The 18,551-nt window shown below is 67.7% G+C and carries 15 protein-coding genes; 7 read left to right on the top strand and 8 right to left on the bottom strand.

What is annotated here, in order from left to right; genetic code table 11:
- Positions 1 to 49 precede the first annotated feature (49 nt).
- The 3 genes from grpE to dnaJ all read left to right on the top strand — a co-directional run bounded on the left by grpE (position 50) and on the right by dnaJ (position 3,950).
- A complete protein-coding gene (grpE, locus tag LZ605_RS07280; RefSeq protein ID WP_249844300.1) occupies positions 50 to 565 on the top strand; it encodes a nucleotide exchange factor GrpE in 516 nt (171 codons plus the stop codon).
- A 183-nt stretch (positions 566 to 748) separates the two neighbouring features.
- Entirely contained in the window at positions 749 to 2,671 is a 1,923-nt protein-coding gene (gene dnaK / locus LZ605_RS07275) for a molecular chaperone DnaK (RefSeq protein WP_107232718.1), read from the top strand.
- 154 nt (positions 2,672 to 2,825) lie between these two features.
- Positions 2,826 to 3,950 (top strand): molecular chaperone DnaJ, encoded by a 1,125-nt coding sequence (gene dnaJ / locus LZ605_RS07270; RefSeq protein ID WP_249844299.1) that lies wholly within the window; start codon positions 2,826 to 2,828, stop codon positions 3,948 to 3,950.
- A 106-nt stretch (positions 3,951 to 4,056) separates the two neighbouring features.
- Here dnaJ and LZ605_RS07265 read toward each other — a convergent pair whose 3' ends face one another.
- Positions 4,057 to 4,854 carry an AraC family transcriptional regulator gene (locus tag LZ605_RS07265; RefSeq protein WP_249844298.1) on the bottom strand — a complete coding sequence of 266 codons (798 nt, stop codon included), beginning with the start codon at positions 4,852 to 4,854 and terminating at the stop codon, positions 4,057 to 4,059.
- Between the two features lie 72 nt (positions 4,855 to 4,926).
- Between LZ605_RS07265 and LZ605_RS07260 the strand changes: the two genes are divergently transcribed.
- The 3 genes from LZ605_RS07260 (at position 4,927) to LZ605_RS07250 (ending at position 8,692) form a co-directional block, all read left to right on the top strand.
- Complete coding sequence (locus LZ605_RS07260) at positions 4,927 to 6,123, top strand: MFS transporter (RefSeq protein WP_249844297.1); 1,197 nt, start codon at positions 4,927 to 4,929, stop codon at positions 6,121 to 6,123.
- A 539-nt stretch (positions 6,124 to 6,662) separates the two neighbouring features.
- Positions 6,663 to 7,571, top strand: a complete 909-nt coding sequence (gene pdxY, locus LZ605_RS07255) for a pyridoxal kinase (RefSeq protein ID WP_249844296.1) — start codon at positions 6,663 to 6,665, stop codon at positions 7,569 to 7,571.
- On the top strand, positions 7,568 to 8,692 hold the full coding sequence (locus LZ605_RS07250; protein ID WP_249844295.1) for a prephenate dehydrogenase: 1,125 nt from the start codon (positions 7,568 to 7,570) through the stop codon (positions 8,690 to 8,692). Before pdxY ends, LZ605_RS07250 begins: the two co-directional genes overlap by 4 nt.
- Positions 8,693 to 8,925: 233 nt before the next feature.
- Here the strand turns inward: LZ605_RS07250 and LZ605_RS07245 are convergent, their stop codons facing one another.
- From LZ605_RS07245 to LZ605_RS07225, 5 genes are all read right to left on the bottom strand, one after another.
- Positions 8,926 to 9,120, bottom strand: coding sequence for a hypothetical protein (locus tag LZ605_RS07245; RefSeq protein ID WP_100441541.1), 195 nt, complete (start codon positions 9,118 to 9,120; stop codon positions 8,926 to 8,928).
- Between the two features lie 70 nt (positions 9,121 to 9,190).
- Entirely contained in the window at positions 9,191 to 10,963 is a 1,773-nt protein-coding gene (locus tag LZ605_RS07240; RefSeq protein ID WP_249844294.1) for an ABC transporter transmembrane domain-containing protein, read from the bottom strand.
- Entirely contained in the window at positions 10,956 to 11,552 is a 597-nt protein-coding gene (locus LZ605_RS07235; RefSeq protein WP_249844293.1) for an IMPACT family protein, read from the bottom strand. The genes LZ605_RS07240 and LZ605_RS07235 overlap by 8 nt, the downstream gene beginning before the upstream one ends.
- A 40-nt stretch (positions 11,553 to 11,592) precedes the next feature.
- Positions 11,593 to 12,543, bottom strand: coding sequence for a hypothetical protein (locus tag LZ605_RS07230; RefSeq protein ID WP_249844292.1), 951 nt, complete (start codon positions 12,541 to 12,543; stop codon positions 11,593 to 11,595).
- Positions 12,540 to 13,058 (bottom strand): RNA polymerase sigma factor, encoded by a 519-nt coding sequence (locus tag LZ605_RS07225; protein WP_249845006.1) that lies wholly within the window; start codon positions 13,056 to 13,058, stop codon positions 12,540 to 12,542. The genes LZ605_RS07230 and LZ605_RS07225 overlap by 4 nt, the downstream gene beginning before the upstream one ends.
- 247 nt (positions 13,059 to 13,305) lie before the next feature.
- On the opposite strand from LZ605_RS07225, the gene LZ605_RS07220 reads away from it, so the two are divergent.
- Positions 13,306 to 16,146: a bifunctional diguanylate cyclase/phosphodiesterase gene (locus LZ605_RS07220; protein WP_249844291.1), complete on the top strand. Its 2,841-nt coding sequence runs from the start codon at positions 13,306 to 13,308 to the stop codon at positions 16,144 to 16,146.
- Positions 16,147 to 16,165: 19 nt separating this feature from the next.
- Here the strand turns inward: LZ605_RS07220 and LZ605_RS07215 are convergent, their stop codons facing one another.
- On the bottom strand, positions 16,166 to 16,759 hold the full coding sequence (locus LZ605_RS07215; RefSeq protein WP_057498086.1) for a TIGR00730 family Rossman fold protein: 594 nt from the start codon (positions 16,757 to 16,759) through the stop codon (positions 16,166 to 16,168).
- 288 nt (positions 16,760 to 17,047) lie between these two features.
- Positions 17,048 to 18,544: an aminotransferase class III-fold pyridoxal phosphate-dependent enzyme gene (locus tag LZ605_RS07210; protein WP_249844290.1), complete on the bottom strand. Its 1,497-nt coding sequence runs from the start codon at positions 18,542 to 18,544 to the stop codon at positions 17,048 to 17,050.
- Positions 18,545 to 18,551: the final 7 nt, after the last annotated feature.

The raw sequence follows: 18,551 nt of genomic DNA, 5'->3' as shown, positions 1-18,551 counted from the left end.
CCCATACTAGGGTGGGTGGAGGCGGAGATTGACCGCCAGGGACCCAGACATGAACCACGAACATCCAGATATCGAATCCCAGCAGAGTGCCGCCGATGCGGCCGCCGCCACTGGCGTCAATGACGAAGTGGAGCGCCTGCGCGCCGAAGTCGAGCAGATCAAGGCCGATGCGCTGCGTGAGCGCGCCGACCTGGAGAACCAGCGCAAGCGCGTGGCCCGTGACATCGAGCAGGCCCGCAAGTTCGCCAACGAGAAGCTGCTGGGCGAGCTGCTGCCGGTGTTCGACAGCCTGGATGCCGGCCTGAAGGCCGCCGGTGATGACCCGCACCCGCTGCGCGAGGGCCTGGAGCTGACCTACAAGCAGCTGCTGAAGGTCGCCGCCGACAATGGGCTGGTCCTGCTCGACCCGACCGGCCAGCCGTTCAACCCGGAACACCACCAGGCGATCAGCCAGGTGCCGGCCCCGGGCGCCGCCCCCGGCACCGTGGTGACCGTGTTCCAGAAGGGCTACCTGCTCAACGAGCGCCTGCTGCGGCCGGCGCTGGTGGTGGTGGCCGCCGACTGACCCCCGCCGGGCCGGGCGGCGGGAAGAACCCGCGACCCGGCCCGACGCTGAACGCGCCGGGCGACCGGAAACACAGCGTTCGGGAGATGGCTTGAATGTTCCACGAACCTCCCCCACATCGTATTCATCCACCGGCCGAACGGCCGGACTGACCCCAACAAGCATCCTCAGGAGTCTCCCCCCATGGGCAAGATCATTGGTATCGACCTCGGCACCACCAACTCGTGCGTGGCGATCATGGACGGCGGCAAGGCCCGCGTCATCGAGAATTCGGAAGGCGATCGCACCACCCCGTCGATCGTCGCCTACACCAAGGACGGCGAAGTCCTGGTCGGCGCCTCGGCCAAGCGCCAGGCCGTGACCAACCCGAAGAACACCTTCTACGCGGTGAAGCGCCTGATCGGCCGCAAGTTCACCGACGCCGAAGTGCAGAAGGACATCGCACACGTCCCGTACAGCATCCTGGCCCATGACAATGGCGACGCCTGGGTGGCCACCAGCGACGGCAAGAAGATGGCGCCGCAGGAAATCTCGGCCAAGGTGCTGGAGAAGATGAAGAAGACCGCCGAGGACTTCCTCGGTGAGAAGGTCACCGAAGCGGTCATCACCGTGCCGGCCTACTTCAACGACAGCCAGCGCCAGGCCACCAAGGACGCCGGCCGCATCGCCGGCCTGGACGTCAAGCGCATCATCAACGAGCCGACCGCGGCCGCGCTGGCCTATGGCCTGGACAAGGGTGACAACAAGGATCGCAAGATCGTGGTGTACGACCTGGGCGGCGGCACCTTCGACGTCTCGGTGATCGAGATCGCCAACGTCGATGGTGAGAAGCAGTTCGAAGTGCTGGCCACCAACGGCGACACCTTCCTGGGCGGCGAAGACTTCGACAACCGCGTCATCGAGTACCTGGTTGAAGAGTTCAACAAGGACCAGGGCATCGACCTGCGCAAGGATCCGCTGGCCCTGCAGCGCCTGAAGGATGCTGCCGAGCGTGCCAAGATCGAGCTGTCCAGCGCCCAGCAGACCGAAGTGAACCTGCCGTACGTCACCGCTGACGCTTCCGGTCCGAAGCACCTGAACATCAAGCTGACCCGCGCCAAGCTGGAAGCGCTGGTGGAAGACCTGATCAAGAAGTCGATCGAGCCGTGCCGCGTGGCCCTGAACGATGCCGGCCTGCGTTCGAGCGACATCAGCGAAGTGATCCTGGTCGGTGGCCAGACCCGCATGCCGAAGGTGCAGCAGGCGGTGACCGAGTTCTTCGGCAAGGAACCGCGCAAGGACGTCAATCCGGACGAAGCGGTGGCACTGGGTGCGGCGATCCAGGGCGGCGTGCTGGGCGGCGACGTCAAGGACGTGCTGCTGCTGGACGTGACCCCGCTGTCGCTGGGTATCGAAACCATGGGCGGCGTGTTCACCAAGATCATCGAAAAGAACACCACCATCCCGACCAAGGCTTCGCAGGTGTTCTCCACCGCCGAAGACAACCAGTCGGCCGTGACCGTGCACGTGCTGCAGGGTGAGCGCGAACAGGCCCGCTTCAACAAGTCGCTGGCCAAGTTCGACCTGTCCGGCATCGAGCCGGCCCCGCGCGGCCTGCCGCAGGTGGAAGTGTCCTTCGACATCGACGCCAACGGCATCCTGCACGTGTCGGCCAAGGACAAGAAGACCAACAAGGAACAGAAGGTCGAGATCAAGGCCGGTTCGGGTCTGTCCGAGGAAGAAATCGCGCGCATGGTGGCGGACGCCGAAGCCAACCGCGAAGAAGACAAGAAGTTCCAGGAACTGGTGCAGGCCCGCAACCAGGCCGACGCCCTGATCCACGGCACCCGCAGCGCCATCACCGAGCACGGCAGCAAGGTCGGCGGCGATGTCATCGGCAAGGTCGAAGCGGCGCTGGCCGATCTGGAAACCGCGATGAAGGGTGACGACAAGGCACAGATCGAAGCCAAGTCGAAGGTGCTGGAAGAAGCCGGCCAGTCGCTGTTCGCTGCCGCCTCGGCCGACCAGGGCGGTGCCCCGGGCGCCGACGCCGGCAACGCTGGCAAGGGCAACGACGACGTGGTGGATGCCGAGTTCACCGAAGTCAAGGACGACAAGAAGTCCTGATCCGGACCGACACGGGACGCTGCCTGGCAGCGTCCCGTTGTCGCATCAGGGTCCTGACCGCCACCCGGCGTGTCGGGGCGCCCGACGCAAGAGCGGACCTGGTTCCGCTCTTCCGCTTTGACGAATCCCGACTTTCCGGAATGCGATCCACGATATGAGCAAGCGCGATTACTACGAAGTGCTGGGCGTTGCCCGCACCGCCAACGATGAAGAACTGAAGAAGGCCTACCGTCGCTGCGCGATGAAGTTCCACCCGGACCGCAACCCGGGCGATACGGCTGCCGAAGCCTCCTTCAAGGAGTGCAAGGAAGCCTACGAAGTACTGTCCGACGGCAACAAGCGCCGCATGTACGACAGCCATGGCCACGCCGCGTTCGAGCACGGCATGGGCGGTGGTGGTCCGGGCGGCCCGGACATGAACGATATCTTCGGCGATATCTTCGGCAACATCTTTGGCGGTGCCGGCGGCGGTCCGCGCCAGGCGCGCCGTGGTGCCGACATCGGCTACGTGATGGAGCTGGACCTGGAAGAAGCGGTGCGTGGCGTCGAGCGCCGCATCGAGATTCCGACCCTGGCCGAGTGCGGCGACTGCGATGGCAGTGGCTCGGAAGACGGCAAGGTCGAAACCTGCAACGTGTGCCATGGCCGTGGCCAGGTGCGCATCCAGCGTGGCATCTTCGCCATGCAGCAGGCCTGCCACAACTGCGGCGGCCGTGGCCAGATCATCGCCAAGCCCTGCAAGACCTGCCACGGCAATGGCCGTGTCGAGGAAGACAAGGTGCTGTCGGTGAAGGTGCCGGCCGGCGTCGATACCGGCGACCGCATCCGCCTGCAGGGCGAGGGCGAGGCCGGTCCGGCCGGTACCCCGCCGGGTGACCTGTACGTGGAAGTGCGCGTGCGCGAGCATGCCATCTTCCAGCGCGATGGCGACGACCTGCACTGCGAAGTGCCGATCCGCATCTCGCAGGCCGCGCTGGGCGACACCGTGCGCGTGGCGACCCTCGGCGGCGAAGCGGAGATCCGCATCCCGGCCGAGACCCAGACCGGCAAGCTGTTCCGCCTGCGCGGCAAGGGTGTGCGCTCGGTGCGCAGCCGCAGCGAAGGCGACCTGTACTGCCGCGTCGTGGTGGAGACCCCGGTCAACCTCACCAACGAGCAGCGCAAGCTGCTGGAACAGTTCGAAGCCACCTTCGTCGGCGAGGAAGCGCGCAAGCATTCGCCGAAGTCGGCCACCTTCATGGATGGCGTGAAGGGCTTCTGGGACCGGATGACGTCCTGAGTTTTCAACGCAAGCGTTGAACGGTAGCGCCGGGCCATGCCCGGCGTTTTCGTATGCGGGCGCGGCTGCATTCCGCCGGGCATGGCCCGGCGCTACCGGGTAATGCTCACCGGAAAAACGCCGCCGGCGTCTGCCCCAGCTGCCGCTTGAACATGCTGGTGAACGCGCTAGGGCTGTCATAACCCATCGCCAACGCGACATCGATGACCTTGTCGCCGACCGCCAGCCGTTCCAGCGCGGCCAGCAACCGTGCCTGCTGCCGCCACTGCCCGAAGGTCATGCCCAGTTCGCTGCCGAAATGCCGCTGGATGGTCTTCACGTCCACCTCCAGTGCCTGCGCCCAGTCCTGCAGCGTGGCGTCATCGCCAGGGTGCTTCTGGATGTGCTGGCAGATCCGCTGCAGGCGCGGGTCGGTCGCGGCAGGCAGATGCAACGGCAGCACATCCATGCGATGCAGCTCGTCCAGCAGCAGCCGCACCACGCGGCCATCGCGGCTGTCTTCGATGTGCTCGCCCTTGATCAGCGTGGCCGCCTGCAGCAGCTCGCGCAGCAAGGGGGCCACCTGCACCGCGAACGGCTCGGCCGGCAACTGCGGCGCGAACAACGGATCGATGTACAGGCTGCGCATGTGCACGGCGGCGATGCAGTCCACCGCGTGCACCATGCCGGCCGGCATCCAGATTGCACGGGTCGAGGGCACCACCCAGCGCCCGACTTCCGAGCGCACCACCATCAGCCCCGAGATGGCATAGACCAGTTGGTGGCGCTGATGCTTGTGGCCTGCGATGTGGGTGCCGGCCGGGTATTGGGTAACCCGGTAGGTGACCGGGCGGTGCAGCGGCACCTCCCGCCACGGTGCGGCCGGGTCGACATCGCTGGCAATGTCCTTTTTGCGATAGGCCATGACCCGAACGCGGCAGAAGGGAGGGGAGGGCAACCGTAGCATGCGGGGCTCGCCCCCAACCTGACTGCGTCCATGTCCGCCCTGGCTTCTCCCGCAACGACCTCGCGCCCGGTGGCTCCCGGCGTGCTGGCTGCCATTTCCACCTCGCACGTGGTCAACGACATGATGCAGTCGTTGATCCTGGCCATCTATCCGGTGATCAAGGGTGGCTTCAATCTCAGCTTCACCCAGATCGGCCTGATCACGCTGACCTACCAGCTCACCGCCTCGATCTTCCAGCCGTTGGTCGGCATGGCAACCGACCGGCGCCCGGCGCCGTATTCGCTGCCGATCGGCATGGCTTCGACCCTGTGCGGCATGCTGTTGCTCGGCTTCGCGTCGAGTTATGCCGTGGTGCTTCTGGCCGCAGCGATGGTCGGCATTGGTTCGGCGATCTTCCACCCGGAGGCCTCGCGCATCGCGCGGCTGGCCTCGGGTGGCCGTCATGGCTTCGCGCAGTCGGTGTTCCAGGTCGGCGGCAACTTCGGTACCGCGCTCGGCCCGCTGATTGCTGCGGCGGTGATCGTGCCGTATGGCCAGCATGCCGCGTCATGGTTCGCCGGTGCCGCCCTGATCGGCATCGCGTTGCTGACCTATGTCGGTCGCTGGTATGCGCTGCACCTGGGTGCGCCGCGTCCGGCCGGCACCGCGTCGATGGCGCCGCGCCATCCGCCGCGCACCGTCGCCAAGGTACTGGCGATCCTGCTGGTGCTGATCTTCAGCAAGTACTTCTACATGGCCAGCATCGGCAGCTACTTCACCTTCTACCTGATCCACCACTTTGGCATTCCGGTGGCGCAGGCGCAGCTGCACCTGTTCGCGTTCCTGGTGGCGTCCGCTGCCGGCGGCTTCCTGGGTGGCCCGTTGGGCGATCGCATCGGCCGCAAGCCGATCATCTGGACTTCGATCCTGGGTGTGGCGCCATTCGCGCTGATGCTGCCGCATGCCGATCTGCTGTGGACCACGGTGCTGGCGGTGCTGATCGGCTTCGTGTTGTCCTCGGCGTTCTCGGCCATCGTGGTGTATGCGCAGGAAATGATGCCGCACCGCATCGGCATGGTCTCCGGTCTGTTCTTCGGCTTTGCCTTCGGCATGGGCGGGTTGGGTGCAGTCGTGCTCGGCCTGCTGGCGGACAAGACCAGCATCGAATACGTCTACCAGCTGACCGCGTTCCTGCCGTTGCTGGGCATCGTGGCGGCGTGGCTGCCGCCGTCGCGGCCTGCGCACTGAGGGTGTGGGTTTGCAGGGCTTGCAGCCCTGCACCTGCTGCAAGCCAGAGCCGAAGCAACAGCGGAAGCTGGCTATCCGTGAGTGGGCGAGGTGGGTCCGGTTGCGGGGGACGCCGTGAATACGTCCCTGTAGGCTCGGTCGCGCCATCCATGGCGCTCACGCCCCCGCAACCGGACCCACCTCGCCTTCGACAGTTTTCGCGATCTGTTGGAACAACTCGTGGGATCAGATCGGTTTTCCGAAGGAAAACGGATCTGACCCCCTTTTGTGTATCGATATCTGACAGATGTGTCGACCAAGGTCGACACCTACCAACAGCTGAGTGAACCTGTCGAAGGTGGGGCGGTGTCGGAGTGCGGGGTGTCAGCGGCATGGATGCCGCTGCCAAGCCTACAGGGACGTACTTGCGGCGTCCCCGCACTCCGACACCGCCCCGCCATCCCACGGGATGCCGCTCCGGCTTTGGCTTTTGCCGTTGCATTGAGCAGGTGCAGGGCTGCAAGCCCTGCCGAAAACCCCCTTGGGCGTAGAATGCGGCCATGAGCGAATCCCTTGATAACCACCTGGTCCACGGCCGCCGCCAGCGGCCGGATGGCCCATCGCCGATCGATGTCATTTCGGTCCAGTCGCAACTGGTCTACGGCCACGCCGGCAACAGCGCCGCCGTGCCGCCGATGCGCGCGCTCGGCGTGCGCGTGGCGGAAGTTCCGACCGTCCTGCTCAGCAACGCGCCGTTCTACGACACCACTCGCGGCCGCGTGCTGCCCGCAGACTGGTTCGCCGACCTGCTGCTCGGCACCCGCGAACGTGGCCTGCCGCAGCGGGCGAAGATGCTGGTGTCCGGCTATTTCGGCAGTACCGCCAACGGTGCCGCCTTCGCCGACTGGCTGGACGGGATCCTGCCGGCCTGCCCGCAGCTGCGTTATTGCCTGGACCCGGTGATCGGCGATACCCATACCGGCCCCTACGTGGAGCCGGGCCTGGAAGCGATCTTTGCGCAGCGCCTGCTGCCGCATGCGTGGCTGGTCACGCCGAACGCCTTCGAACTCAATCGCCTCACCGGCATGCCGGCGTTGGCTGAAGCCGATGCCATTGCCGCCGCACGCACGCTGCTCGATCGTGGCCCGCACTGGGTGATCGCGCACAGCGTCGGCGGCAATCCGGGCGAACTGGTGACGCTGGCGGTCGGTCGCGAGGAAACCTGGCGCTGGACCTCGCCGCTGCTGCCGGTGGACGTGGCCGGTACCGGCGATGTGCTGATGTCGCTGGTGGTGTCGTTCCTGCTGCGCGGCGAATCGATGCAGCAAGCGATCTCGCGCGCCATTGCCGGCACCCATGCGGCCCTGGAGGCGACCCTGGAAAGCGGCTTCGAGGAATTTGATGTGATCGCCGCCGCGCCCGCTGCGCTGGCCGAGGGGACGCGCTTCCGCGCCGAACGCGTGGCATGACCGGCCTCAACGCACGCACGCCGCGCACGGTCGGCATCGTCGGTAGTGCCGGCGCCTATGGGCGTTGGCTGACCCGCTTCTTCCAGCAGCACATGCAGCTGCAGGTGATCGGTCACGATCCGGCGGATCCGGAATCGCATACGCCGGAACAGCTGCTGGCGCAGGCCGACGTGCTGGTGTTCTCGGCACCGATCCGGCACACGCCGGCGCTGATTGCCGGGTACGTACGGCAGTCGGCTGGCCGTGAACGCGACCGGCTGTGGCTGGACGTGACCTCGGTGAAGGAGGCGCCGGTGCACGCCATGCTGGACTCGCAGGCCGAGGTGGTCGGCCTGCACCCGATGACCGCACCGCCGAAGGCACCCACGCTGAAGGGCCGGGTGATGGTGGTCTGCGAAGCGCGACTGCAGCACTGGCAGCCGTGGGTCGATACGCTGTGCACGACGTTACAGGCCGAATGCGTGCGGGCCACGCCGCAGCACCACGACCAGATGATGGCGCTGGTGCAGGCGATGGTGCACGCCACCCATCTGGCCCAGGCCGGCGTGCTGCGCCAGTACCAGCCACACCTGGGGGATCTGGCCGCGATGATGCCGTACCGCTCGGCGTCGTTCGAGCTGGACACCGCGATCATCTCGCGCATCCTGTCGCTGAACCCGGCGATCTACGAGGACATCCAGTTCGGCAACCCGTATGTGGCACCGATGCTGGAGCGTCTGGTCGGCCAGCTGCAGGCGTTGCAGGCCCAGGTCGGGCAGGGCGACGACAGCGCGCGCGACGCATTCCGTGAGCAGCTGTTGTCGGCCAACCGCAGAGCCTTCGGCGAACAGGCACTGGCCGAAGGCAACTACACCTTCGAGCGGGTGGGGTACCTGCTGGCCGACCTGACCGAGCGCAACGCGTTGTCGGTGCATCTGCCGGAAGACCGGCCGGGTTCGCTACGCGAGCTGCTGAACGTGTTCGAGCAGCATCGCATCAGCCTGGCCTCGATCCATTCTTCGCGCACGCCGGGCGGCGAAGTGCATTTCCGTATCGGTTTCGTCGCCGGCAGCGACCGGGCAGCGATTGCGCTGGCGGCGGCCGAGGTCGATGCCAGCGGCATCGGGCGTGTGCTTGGCTGAGAACATTCATCCACAGGTGGTGTGGATGGCTTCTGCGCAAACATGTGGATAACCGCGCGCAGGCCTTGGCAGCCAAGGCTGTCAAGATGGTTGGTCAAAAATTGGCCACACCTTTTTTGTAGAGCCGAGCCATGCTCGGCTGCTTTCGGCCAAAGCGTGTGTCGACCAAGGTCGACACCAGACAGAGCGGGGCGATAAGCGATCCGGTAGCGCCGGGGCATGCCCGGCAAGCCTCAGATCGTCAGCCTCAGTTCGCCACCGCTGGTGGTGAACTCGCGGCCATTGCGCACCAGCAGGCGCCCATCGTCCAGCTCGTAGCGCGGGGTGGCTTCGGAATGATGCCCGCTGCCATTCGCCTCGGGCTTGAACTCGATGATGATGTGGCTTTCGCCCTGACTGTCGACGGCGGGGAACTGACGGAACGACATCGTGCACCTCCTCCAATGGATGCTGTTGATGCGCCGCCAGCTTCGCCCCACCGATGTTAGGTGGCCGTCATCAATCGATGAACTGCAGTCGTGCCAGTTCAGCGTACAGACCGCCTTCGGCCAGCAGCTGCGCATGCGTGCCTTCGGCGACGATGCGGCCCTGGTCCATCACCACGATACGGTCGGCCTTGAGCACGGTGGCCAAGCGGTGGGCGATGACCAGCGTGGTGCGGCCGGCCATCAGCCGCTCCAGCGCCTGCTGCACGCCGTATTCGCTCTGCGCATCCAGGGCACTGGTGGCTTCGTCCAGCAGCAGGATCGGAGCGTCCTTCAGCAGGGCACGGGCAATCGCTACGCGCTGCTGCTGGCCGCCGGACAGGCGCGCGCCGCGTTCGCCCAGTTCGCTGTCATAGCCGTGCGGCAACGCGCGCAGGAAGCCATCGGCCTCGGCCGCGCGCGCGGCGTCCTCGACCTCGGCGTCGCTGGCCTGCAGGCGGCCGTAGCGAATGTTGTCGCGTGCACTGGCCGCGAACAGCGTCGGCTGCTGTGGCACCAGCGCCAGCTGCGCGCGCAGTTCGGCCGGATCGACCTGGCGCACGTCGATACCATCCACGCAGATGCGGCCGGCGGCCGGGTCATGGAAGCGCAGCAGCATCGACAGCACCGTGCTCTTGCCAGCGCCCGACGGTCCGACCAGGGCCACGGTCTCGCCCGGGCGCACGTGCAGGTTGAAGTGGTCCAGTGCGGCCTGGTCCGGCCGCTGTGGATAGTGGAACACCACATCCTCGAACTGGATCTGCCCACGCAGCGGCTGCGGCAGCACGTGTGGCTGCGCCGGAGCGCGGATCTCGATGTCTTCCTGCAGCAGTTCGCCGATACGGCCCATGCCGCCGGCCGCGCGCTGCAGTTCGTTCCAGACCTCGGCCAGTGCACCGACCGAGCCGCCGCCGATGAGCGCGTACAGCACGAACTGGCCCAGGGTGCCGGCGCTGAGGCGGCCATCGATGACATCGTGCGCGCCCAGCCACAGCACGCCGACGATGGCGCCGAACACCAGCAGGATGGCGCTGGCGGTGACCAGCGACTGCGCGCCGATGCGGCGGCGGGCGGCCTTGATCGCATCGCCCAGCGCGTGGTCGAAGCGGCCACGCTCGTAGGGCTCGCGTGCGTGGGCCTGCACCGTGCGCACCGCGCCCAGGGTCTCGCTGGCCAGGCTGTTGGCGTCGGCGATGCGGTCCTGGCTGCTGCGCGCAACGGTGCGCAGCTTGCGTGCGCCGATGATGATCGGCAGCACCGCAAGCGGAATGCCCAGCAGTGACCACGCGGCCAGGCGCGGACTGGTGACGAACAGCATCGCCAGGCTGCCGACCACGGTGACGCTGCTGCGCAGCGCAACCGACATGGTGGAGCCGACCACGCTGCGCAGCAGCTCGCTGTCGGCGGTCAGGCGCGAGACCAGCTCGCCGCTGCGGCTGCGGTCATGAAAGCCGGCACCCAGCTGGATCAGGTGCGCGTACAGGCGGCTGCGCAGGTCGGCCACGACCTTCTCGCCCAGCAGCGACACGAAGTAGAAGCGCGCGGCGGTGGCCAGCGCCAGCACCACGGCGACCAGCATCAACAGGGCAAAGGCACGGTTGATCTGGCCGCCGCTGCTGAAGCCGTGATCGATCATCTGCTTCACCGCCGGCGGCAGGCTCAGCGTGGCTGCCGAAGACACCGCCAGGGCCAGCAGCCAGGCACTGAACAGGCCGCTGTGGCGGCGCACGAACGGCCACAACGTGCGCAGGCTGCCGAGGCGGCGCAATGGCGGGGTCGAGGCGGGGGCGCCGTCCTTGTCAGTCATCCTGGTCGTCGTCTTGTATGCGGATACGGTCACGGGTGGCGTCGCGCAGACGGATTTTCAATGCGTCGGCCTGATCGGCGGGCAATTCGACCCGCAGGCACACGCCGTTGGCATCGAACTGTTCATCGCGTTTTTCGGCGCCGAAGGCGGGCAGGGCGGCATGCAGGGTGCCCAGGTCCTCGAAACCGGCCAGCAGCTGCAATCGGGTCATGGCCACCAGCGGCAGCCGCGGCGCGGTACGCAGGCACTCGGCGGCGGCGCCCCCATAGGCGCGCACCAGGCCGCCGGCACCGAGCTTGATGCCGCCGTACCAGCGCGTCACCACCACCATCACCCGGTCGAAGCCCTGGCCGTCGATCGCGGCCAGGATCGGCCGCCCGGCGGTGCCCGCAGGCTCGCCGTCATCGCTGGAGCGATAGTCCTGGCCGTGCCGGTAGGCCCAGCAGTTGTGCGTGGCATCGGCCACTGCCACCTGCTGCAGGAACGCCAGTGCCGCCGTGGCACCGTCGATTGCCGTGGCGTGGGCGATGAAGCGGCTGTGCTTGACGTCCAGTGTGTGGCTGGCCGGCTGGGCGAGAGTATCGGGCATCCCGCTCATTCTACGGGGTTGCCGGCCGTGGCCGCTGCTTTCACTCGTCCAGCAGCGGGCGCAGGTCACGCGGCAGGCGTGCTTCCGGATACTGCTGCACGTAGCGCTCCAGGCTGGCGCGGGCAAGATCGCGCTGGCCCTGGTCGCGGCGTTCGCGGATCTTCTGCAGCCATTGCCGGCGCGGCAGGCGGGCGTCGGCGTTCACTTCAGCCTGTACTGCGTCCGCGCTGAGGCTCGCATTGCCGCTGCGGCGCATGACGCCGGGCGCCGAACGGGGGGGGGCCACGTGCTTGCTCGCAGTGACCTCGACGCGATCCAGTGCCGGCGCCTGTTCGGCGCTCGCCGCGCTGGCCATGGGTGCCGCATCGTTGTCTGCCTTCATGGCCGCGGCCGCAGCCGGTGCGGAGGCCGGCACCGGCGCCGAATAGGCAACAGGTGCAGGAGGCGCGGGCGACGCCGGCGGCGGCAGCGCTGCGAAAGACGTGTCGGCGGCCGGTTCCGCGATGCGTGCGCGGGCGGCCTCTGCCTTCGCCGGTGCCGGTGGTGGCGCTGGCCTGGCTGTGCGGGCGATGGCAGGGGCCGGAGCCGCCATGGGCGCCGCCTGCGGGGCTGCCGGTGCTGCAGCGGCCGGTTCGGGGGGCGCCATCGCTGCGTCCGCCGCACGGTTTTCAGTGGCCTGATCGGTGGTAGCCGGTGCCGCCGCCACTGCGGCTTCGCTGGCCGGGATCGGCGGTGGCTCGGGACGCAGCTGCCAGGCGATGCCGATGGCAAAGACCATCGAGGCGGCAATGCCGAACACCGCTGGCCAGCGTGGCCGCCTGCGCGGCGCGCGTGGCGCCGCAGCGGTATCGACGACCGGCGCGTCCACCGCTGCACGGGCAGCGGCCAGGATGGCGGCATCCAGCGCGGCCGGCGGTGCCTGCTCAGCACGACGGCCGAGCAGGCGTGCCAGTTCGCGTTCTTCCGGCGTCAGCGGTTCGTCTCGGTTCATGCGTTCAATCCCGCACGCAGCTTGTCCATCGCATAGCGCAGCCGCGATTTCACGGTTTCCCGGCCCACGCCGGTGATCTGGCCGATCTCCTCCAGGCTCAGTTCCTGATCCAGCCGCAGCTGCAGCACTTCGCGCTGCTCGGGCGGCAGTTCTTCCATCGCCCGTTGGATGCGGCGACGCTGTTCGAATTCGGACAGTTCAGCTTCCGGGGTCTGCCCGTCTTCGAGCGCGGCCAGGCGCAGGTCGGCGTCGGCCGGTGCTGCCGGGCGATGGCGGGCGGCGCGCCAGTGGTCGTTCAGGCGGTTGTGCGCGATACGGAACAGCCAGGTGCTGAACGCGGCCTCAGGTTGCCAGCCGGCGCGGGCACTGATGACCCGTTGCCACACATCCTGGAAGATCTCCTCGGCCAGCGCGTTGTCGCGCAGGTGCCGCAGCAGGAAGCCGAACAGGCGTTTGCGGTGGCGCGCATACAGGCTCTCGAACGCACGCAGATCGCCACCGGCCCAGGCCAGCATCAAGGCTTCATCGGTTGGCAGTGCGCTGGCTTCCACGGCATACAGGGTAAGGCCTGGAGGCGATGGCGCATAGCCGTTGGGGAGGGCGGCAAGAGCGAGGGTCATGGCGGCGAAGGGGAGATGGGCAACAGGAAAAACGTACGGGCGCACGATTCGGGGTTCGCGGGCTTCCATTGCCCCCCCGGTGGCGCGCTATGCTCGTCGGCTCAGGGGAGGTGCCGCTCAGACGGTGCCAAGAGATTGTCATTTGTCCACGCATGTTGAACCGGCGGAAGAGCCACCACACGAGGCCGTGCTGAGCACGGCGCTGGTGCGCGCATTGCATGGGCTGCTGCCCGATCCGGCCGTGGTCCGCGTGGGCTGGGACGATCCGCAGCTGGGCAGCGGCCAAGCCGGCTGGCCGCCCGTTGCCGTAACCGCAGGCGCCGCGATCCAGGGCGGCGACGACGGCAGCCACGGCTGGGTGCACGATGGCGCGCGCCTGCGTTTGTCGGTGGAGGGCGCGGTACCCTCCGCGGCATGGTGGGGGCTGGCCCGGCAGGCCATGGAGCTGGCCCTGCAGCGCGGCCGCCAGGCCGGCCAGATCAAGGCGCTGGAAGAAGCCGAGCGGCTGCAGCAGGCACTGTTCCAGATCGCCGACCTGGCCGGCGCCGACCTGGAAATGGCCGAGATGCTGCGCCATGTGCACGGCGTGCTGGGCACGCTGATGTACGCGGAGAACTGCTACATCGTCGAGTACGACGATGTACGCGACCAGATCCGCTTCCTGTATTTCGCAGACCAGGTGGATGACTTCGTAGCTGATCCATCGCAGAGCCACGACGCCAGCGAGATGCCGCGCAGCCTGACCGTGGCACTGTTGCGCCATGGCAAGCCGCTCAGTGGCCCCTCGCGAGAGCTCCTGGCGCGCGTGGTCGAGCAGGAGCACGATCCGCAGCGGGGGCCGGAAAGCCTGGACTGGCTGGGCGTACCGATGCTGCGCGATGGCCGGGTGTGCGGCGCCATCGTGGTGCAGAGCTATGAACGGGCGGCCCGCTATGGTGAAGCCGAGCGTGCCCTGCTGGGCTTCGTTGCCCAGCACGTGCAGACCGCGATGGACCGGCGCCAGGCCCAGGTGCGGCTGGAGCAGCAGGTGGAGCGGCGCACGCAGGAGCTGCAGCGCGCCAACCGCAGCCTGCAGGACGAAGTGGCCGAGCGGCGTCGCGCCGAGCAGCTGCAGACCGCGCTGTACAACATCGCCGAAATGGCGATGTCGGCCGACAGCCTGGCCCAATTCTACGGCCAGGTGCATGGCGTGGTCGGGCGCCTGCTCGACGCCCGCAACTTCTACATCGCGCTGGTCAATGCCGCCGGCAATGGGCTGGACTTCGTCTACTCGGTGGATGAACACAACGCCAGCCGCGCACCCCGGCCGTTCAGTCGCGGGCTGACCGAGTACGTGGTGCGCAACCGGCGGCCGTTGCTGGCCTCGCGTGCGCAGATCGATGCGCTGCTGGCCGCCGGCGAGGTGCGTGAACACGGCGCCCGCTCGCACTGCTGGCTGGGCGTGCCGCTGCTGCGCGACGACGAGGTGGTGGGTGCGATCGTGGTGCAGAGCTACAGCCAGAACAGCACGTTCAGCGTGCATGACCAGCGCCTGCTGACATTCGTCGCGCAGAACATTGGTACCGGTCTGGCCCGCCAGCGCGACCAGCAGCGGCTGCGTTCTGCGCACGCCGAACTTGAAAAGCGCGTGGAAGAGCGCACCCGCGAGCTGGCCGAGGTCAACGAGAAGCTGCTCGGCCAGATTGGCGAGCGCCTGCGCGCCGAACAGCGCTTGACCCACCAGGCGATGCATGACGCGTTGACCGGCCTGCCCAATCGCCTGCATCTGCTTGATCGGCTGCAGGACGCGCTGGCGCTGGCCCGGCGCGAGGGCGGCCCGGTGTTCGCCGTGCTGTTCCTCGACCTGGATCGGTTCAAGCTGGTCAACGACAGCATCGGCCACGCTGCGGGCGACCGCATGCTGGTGGAGGTGGCCAAGCGCATCGTATCGATGGCCGGCTCCGATGATGTGGTGGCGCGGCTGGGCGGCGACGAGTTCGCGGTGCTGCTGCAATGCCCGCAGGGGCTGGCACAGGCACTGGACTTCGGCCAGCGGTTGCTGCTGGCCCTGCAGGAATCGATGTGGATCGCCGGGCGCGAGCTGTTCCCGTCCGGAAGCCTGGGCATTGCCTTGTGGAACCCGCGCTATCGCACCGGCGAAGAGCTGCTGCGCGATGCGGACGCGGCCATGTACCGGGCCAAGGCGCAGGGCCATGATCGTTGCGCGATCTTCGATGAGGACATGCGCGAGCAGGCCATGCGCAGCCTCGATCTGGAGGCCGATCTGCGCCGTGCCATCAATAACCGCGACTTCGTGCCGTTCTACCAGCCGATCGTGCGCCTGTGCAATGGCGAGGTGGTCGGCCACGAAGCGCTGCTGCGCTGGCAGCATGAGCGCCGCGGCCTGCTGCTGCCCGGCGCATTCCTCGAGCTGGGCGAGGAGAGTGGCCTGATCGAGCAGGTTGACTGGCTGATCTACGAACAGGTCATCGCTGGCCTGGCCGAGGGCGGGCAGGGCTACGTCTCGGTGAACGTATCGCCGCGCCATTTCCGCTCGGCCGGCTTCAGCACCCGCCTGTTCGGCCTGCTCGATGCCTGCGGCGCCGACCCGCGCCGGCTGCGGCTGGAGATCACCGAGGTGGCGCTGCTGGACGATGGCCCGCACACGCTGCGCATCCTGCAAGGCCTGCGCGAGCGTGGCATCCAGGTGCAGCTGGACGATTTCGGTACCGGCTTCTCGGCGCTGTCCTACCTGCACCGTTTCCCGATCAGCACGTTGAAGATCGACCAGAGCTTCATTGCCGGGCTGCACGGTCCGGAAGTGCACAGCACGCGCGCGCTGGTGGAAGGTGTGCTGTCACTGGCGCGCACGCTGGGCATTGAAACCATCGGTGAAGGCATCGAAACCGAGGCGCAGCGGCAGACCCTGCGCGAACTCGGCTGTGACTACGGGCAGGGCTACCTGTTGGGCCGGCCCGCACCGTGGGCGCACGCGGCAGCCTGAGCGGCCGCGTGTTGCCGTCTCAACGCAGGGCGGCGCGGCGCTTCTCGTCGATCCACTTCGACGCCTGGGCCGGCTGGTAATTGCGCATCCAGGCCAGCATCGCGTCGATGTCCGAGCCGTACCACAGATCCTGGCGCTGGTCCGGGTGCAGGAAACGCTCTTCCACCATGCGATCGATCATGCCGATCAGCGGCGCGTAGAAGCCGTCCACATCGAGGAAGGCGCATGGCTTGTTGCCGATGCCCAGCTGGCGCCAGGTCAGCATCTCGAAGATCTCTTCCAGGGTGCCGAAGCCGCCGGGCAGGGCGACGAAGCCATCGGCCAGATCGAACATGCGCGACTTGCGCTCATGCATCGAGCCGACGATCTCCAGTTCGGTCAGGCCGCGATGGGCCACTTCCCAGTCGGCCAGCTGGCGCGGAATCACGCCGGTCACTTCGCCGCCGGCAGCCAGCACGGCATTGGCCACGGTGCCCATCAGGCCGACGTTGCCGCCGCCGTACACCAGGCGCAGGCCATCGCGGGCGATGCGGTCACCCAGCGCGATGGCGCGTTCGGTATAGGCCGGCTTGCTGCCGGCGTTGGAGCCACAGTAGACGCAGATGGACTTCATGGGGGTTCCTGTCTCTTGGTGCGGAAACGAAAACGCCCCGCCAGCGACCGGGTCAGCGGTCGCGGGCGGGGTGCTGGTGGAGTATGAGGCTTTCCGTAGCGTCGAGCTTGCTCGACTGCCCTTCATTCAGATCCCGGCAACGGCCCGGTCGAGCAAGCTCAACTCTACAAAGGCCGGCCCAGTCGAGCATGGGCTATGCCGGTCGTCCTGCCCGGCACCCTCCGGGCCGTCGCCAGCGACGTTGGCAGCGGCTCCTGCCGCTTCCTTCGGCGCTACGGAGGCGGGGGCTTACGCTGCTGCGGCCTGCTCCCGGCGCGGGCCTTCACGCAGGGCGCGGCCGACCATGCCCACCAGCAGGTCCAGCTCCTCGCTGTCCATGCCGAAGTGCGGGGTGAAGCGCAGCGAGTTCTCGCCACCGTGGATCACGTTGATGCCGTGCTGGCGCAGCCATTCCTCGGTGGAGTGGGTGCCGTAGCACTTGAACTGCGGGGCCAGCTCACAGGAGAACAGCAGGCCGGTGCCCTGCACCTTGGTGATCAGCCCGCCCAGCTCGCCCTTGAGCTGCTCCAGCTTGCGCACCGCTTCGGCGCCGCGCTCGGCGATGTTGGCGCGCACCTGAGGGGTCAGCTGCGCCAGCGTGGCGCAGGCCACGTCCAGCGCGCGCGGGTTGCTGGTCATGGTGTTGCCGTAGATGCCCTTGCGGTACAGCTGCGCGGCATGGTCGGTCACCGCCAGCACCGACAGCGGGAACTGCGCGGCGTTGAGTGCCTTGGAGTAGGTCTCCATGTCCGGCGGGTCCAGGTCTTCAAAGCCCGGATAGTCGACCACCGACAGCACGCCATGCGCACGCAGGCCGGCCTGGATCGAGTCGAGCAGCAGCAGGCTGCCGTGCGCACGGGTCAGCTCGCGGGCAACGGCATAGAACGACGGCGGCACCGAACGGCCCGGGTCGCCTTCGCCCATCACTGGCTCCAGGAACACCGCTTCGATGAACCACTGGTTGCGCGCGGCATCCTCGAACACCTTGCGCAGGCCGGCCTCGTCGTACGGCGCCACGGTGATCACCGAGTCCTCGCCACGGTAGCTGGCCAGGTGCTGCAGGTAGCTCTTGCGGCTGGAATCGGAGTACAGCGCCGGCCGATCGGTGCGGCCATGGAAGCTGCCCTTGACCACCACGCGCTTGATCGCGGCGCCGGCGTGGCGTGCGCCCGGGTCGGTCTGCAGCTTGGCGTTGACGTCGGCGATGCGCGCGGCCAGGCCGACCGCCTCGGAGCCGGAGTTCAGGCACATGAAGCGGGTGAACGGGCAGCCGCCACGGCGGTGGCCGATCTCCGCGCGCAGGGCACTGATGAAGCGCTGCTGCGACAGGCTGGGGGTCATGATGTTGGCCATCACCTGCGGACGCGCCATCGCCTCCAGCACCACGTCCGGAGTGTGCCCGAAGCCGAGCATGCCGTAGCCACCGGCGTCGTACAGCACCGCGCCCTTCAAGGTGACCACCCACGGGCCGCGCGCGGCCAGCGCCACGTACGGGGTCACCGCGTCATCGGCATAGAAGTTGACGAAGCCGTCCTGCATGGCATCGATCTGCGCCTGTTCGTCCTGCGCCAGCAGCGGCCCCAGGTCGGCCTGCACGCGCGCGAATTCCTCGGCGGCGGCGTCCACGGCGGCGATCAGCTGCGGGTGGTTGGCGGACAGGGCGGTCAGGGTCGCGTCGTCCAGGCCGGTGGTGAGACGAGTGCCGGGCTGGCTGCGCAGGGGGGCGAGGCGTTCGATGAAGCTCATTGCAGAT

Source organism: Stenotrophomonas maltophilia, from assembly GCF_023518235.1.
GTDB lineage: Bacteria > Pseudomonadota > Gammaproteobacteria > Xanthomonadales > Xanthomonadaceae > Stenotrophomonas.
The sequence above is the reverse complement of the archived record's forward strand: the minus strand, read 5'-3'. Positions and strand labels throughout refer to the sequence as shown.

Bases quoted from the DNA above. Each gene is read 5' to 3' on its own strand.
- grpE (WP_249844300.1), top strand. From the start codon at position 50: ATGAACCACGAACATCCAGATATCGAATCCCAGCAGAGTGCCGCCGAT.
- dnaK (WP_107232718.1), top strand. From the start codon at position 749: ATGGGCAAGATCATTGGTATCGACCTCGGCACCACCAACTCGTGCGTG.
- dnaJ (WP_249844299.1), top strand. From the start codon at position 2,826: ATGAGCAAGCGCGATTACTACGAAGTGCTGGGCGTTGCCCGCACCGCC.
- LZ605_RS07265 (WP_249844298.1), bottom strand. From the start codon at position 4,854: ATGGCCTATCGCAAAAAGGACATTGCCAGCGATGTCGACCCGGCCGCA.
- LZ605_RS07260 (WP_249844297.1), top strand. From the start codon at position 4,927: ATGTCCGCCCTGGCTTCTCCCGCAACGACCTCGCGCCCGGTGGCTCCC.
- pdxY (WP_249844296.1), top strand. From the start codon at position 6,663: ATGAGCGAATCCCTTGATAACCACCTGGTCCACGGCCGCCGCCAGCGG.
- LZ605_RS07250 (WP_249844295.1), top strand. From the start codon at position 7,568: ATGACCGGCCTCAACGCACGCACGCCGCGCACGGTCGGCATCGTCGGT.
- LZ605_RS07245 (WP_100441541.1), bottom strand. From the start codon at position 9,120: ATGTCGTTCCGTCAGTTCCCCGCCGTCGACAGTCAGGGCGAAAGCCAC.
- LZ605_RS07240 (WP_249844294.1), bottom strand. From the start codon at position 10,963: ATGACTGACAAGGACGGCGCCCCCGCCTCGACCCCGCCATTGCGCCGC.
- LZ605_RS07235 (WP_249844293.1), bottom strand. From the start codon at position 11,552: ATGCCCGATACTCTCGCCCAGCCGGCCAGCCACACACTGGACGTCAAG.
- LZ605_RS07230 (WP_249844292.1), bottom strand. From the start codon at position 12,543: ATGAACCGAGACGAACCGCTGACGCCGGAAGAACGCGAACTGGCACGC.
- LZ605_RS07225 (WP_249845006.1), bottom strand. From the start codon at position 13,058: ATGCTGGCCTGGGCCGGTGGCGATCTGCGTGCGTTCGAGAGCCTGTAT.
- LZ605_RS07215 (WP_057498086.1), bottom strand. From the start codon at position 16,759: ATGAAGTCCATCTGCGTCTACTGTGGCTCCAACGCCGGCAGCAAGCCG.
- LZ605_RS07210 (WP_249844290.1), bottom strand. From the start codon at position 18,544: ATGAGCTTCATCGAACGCCTCGCCCCCCTGCGCAGCCAGCCCGGCACT.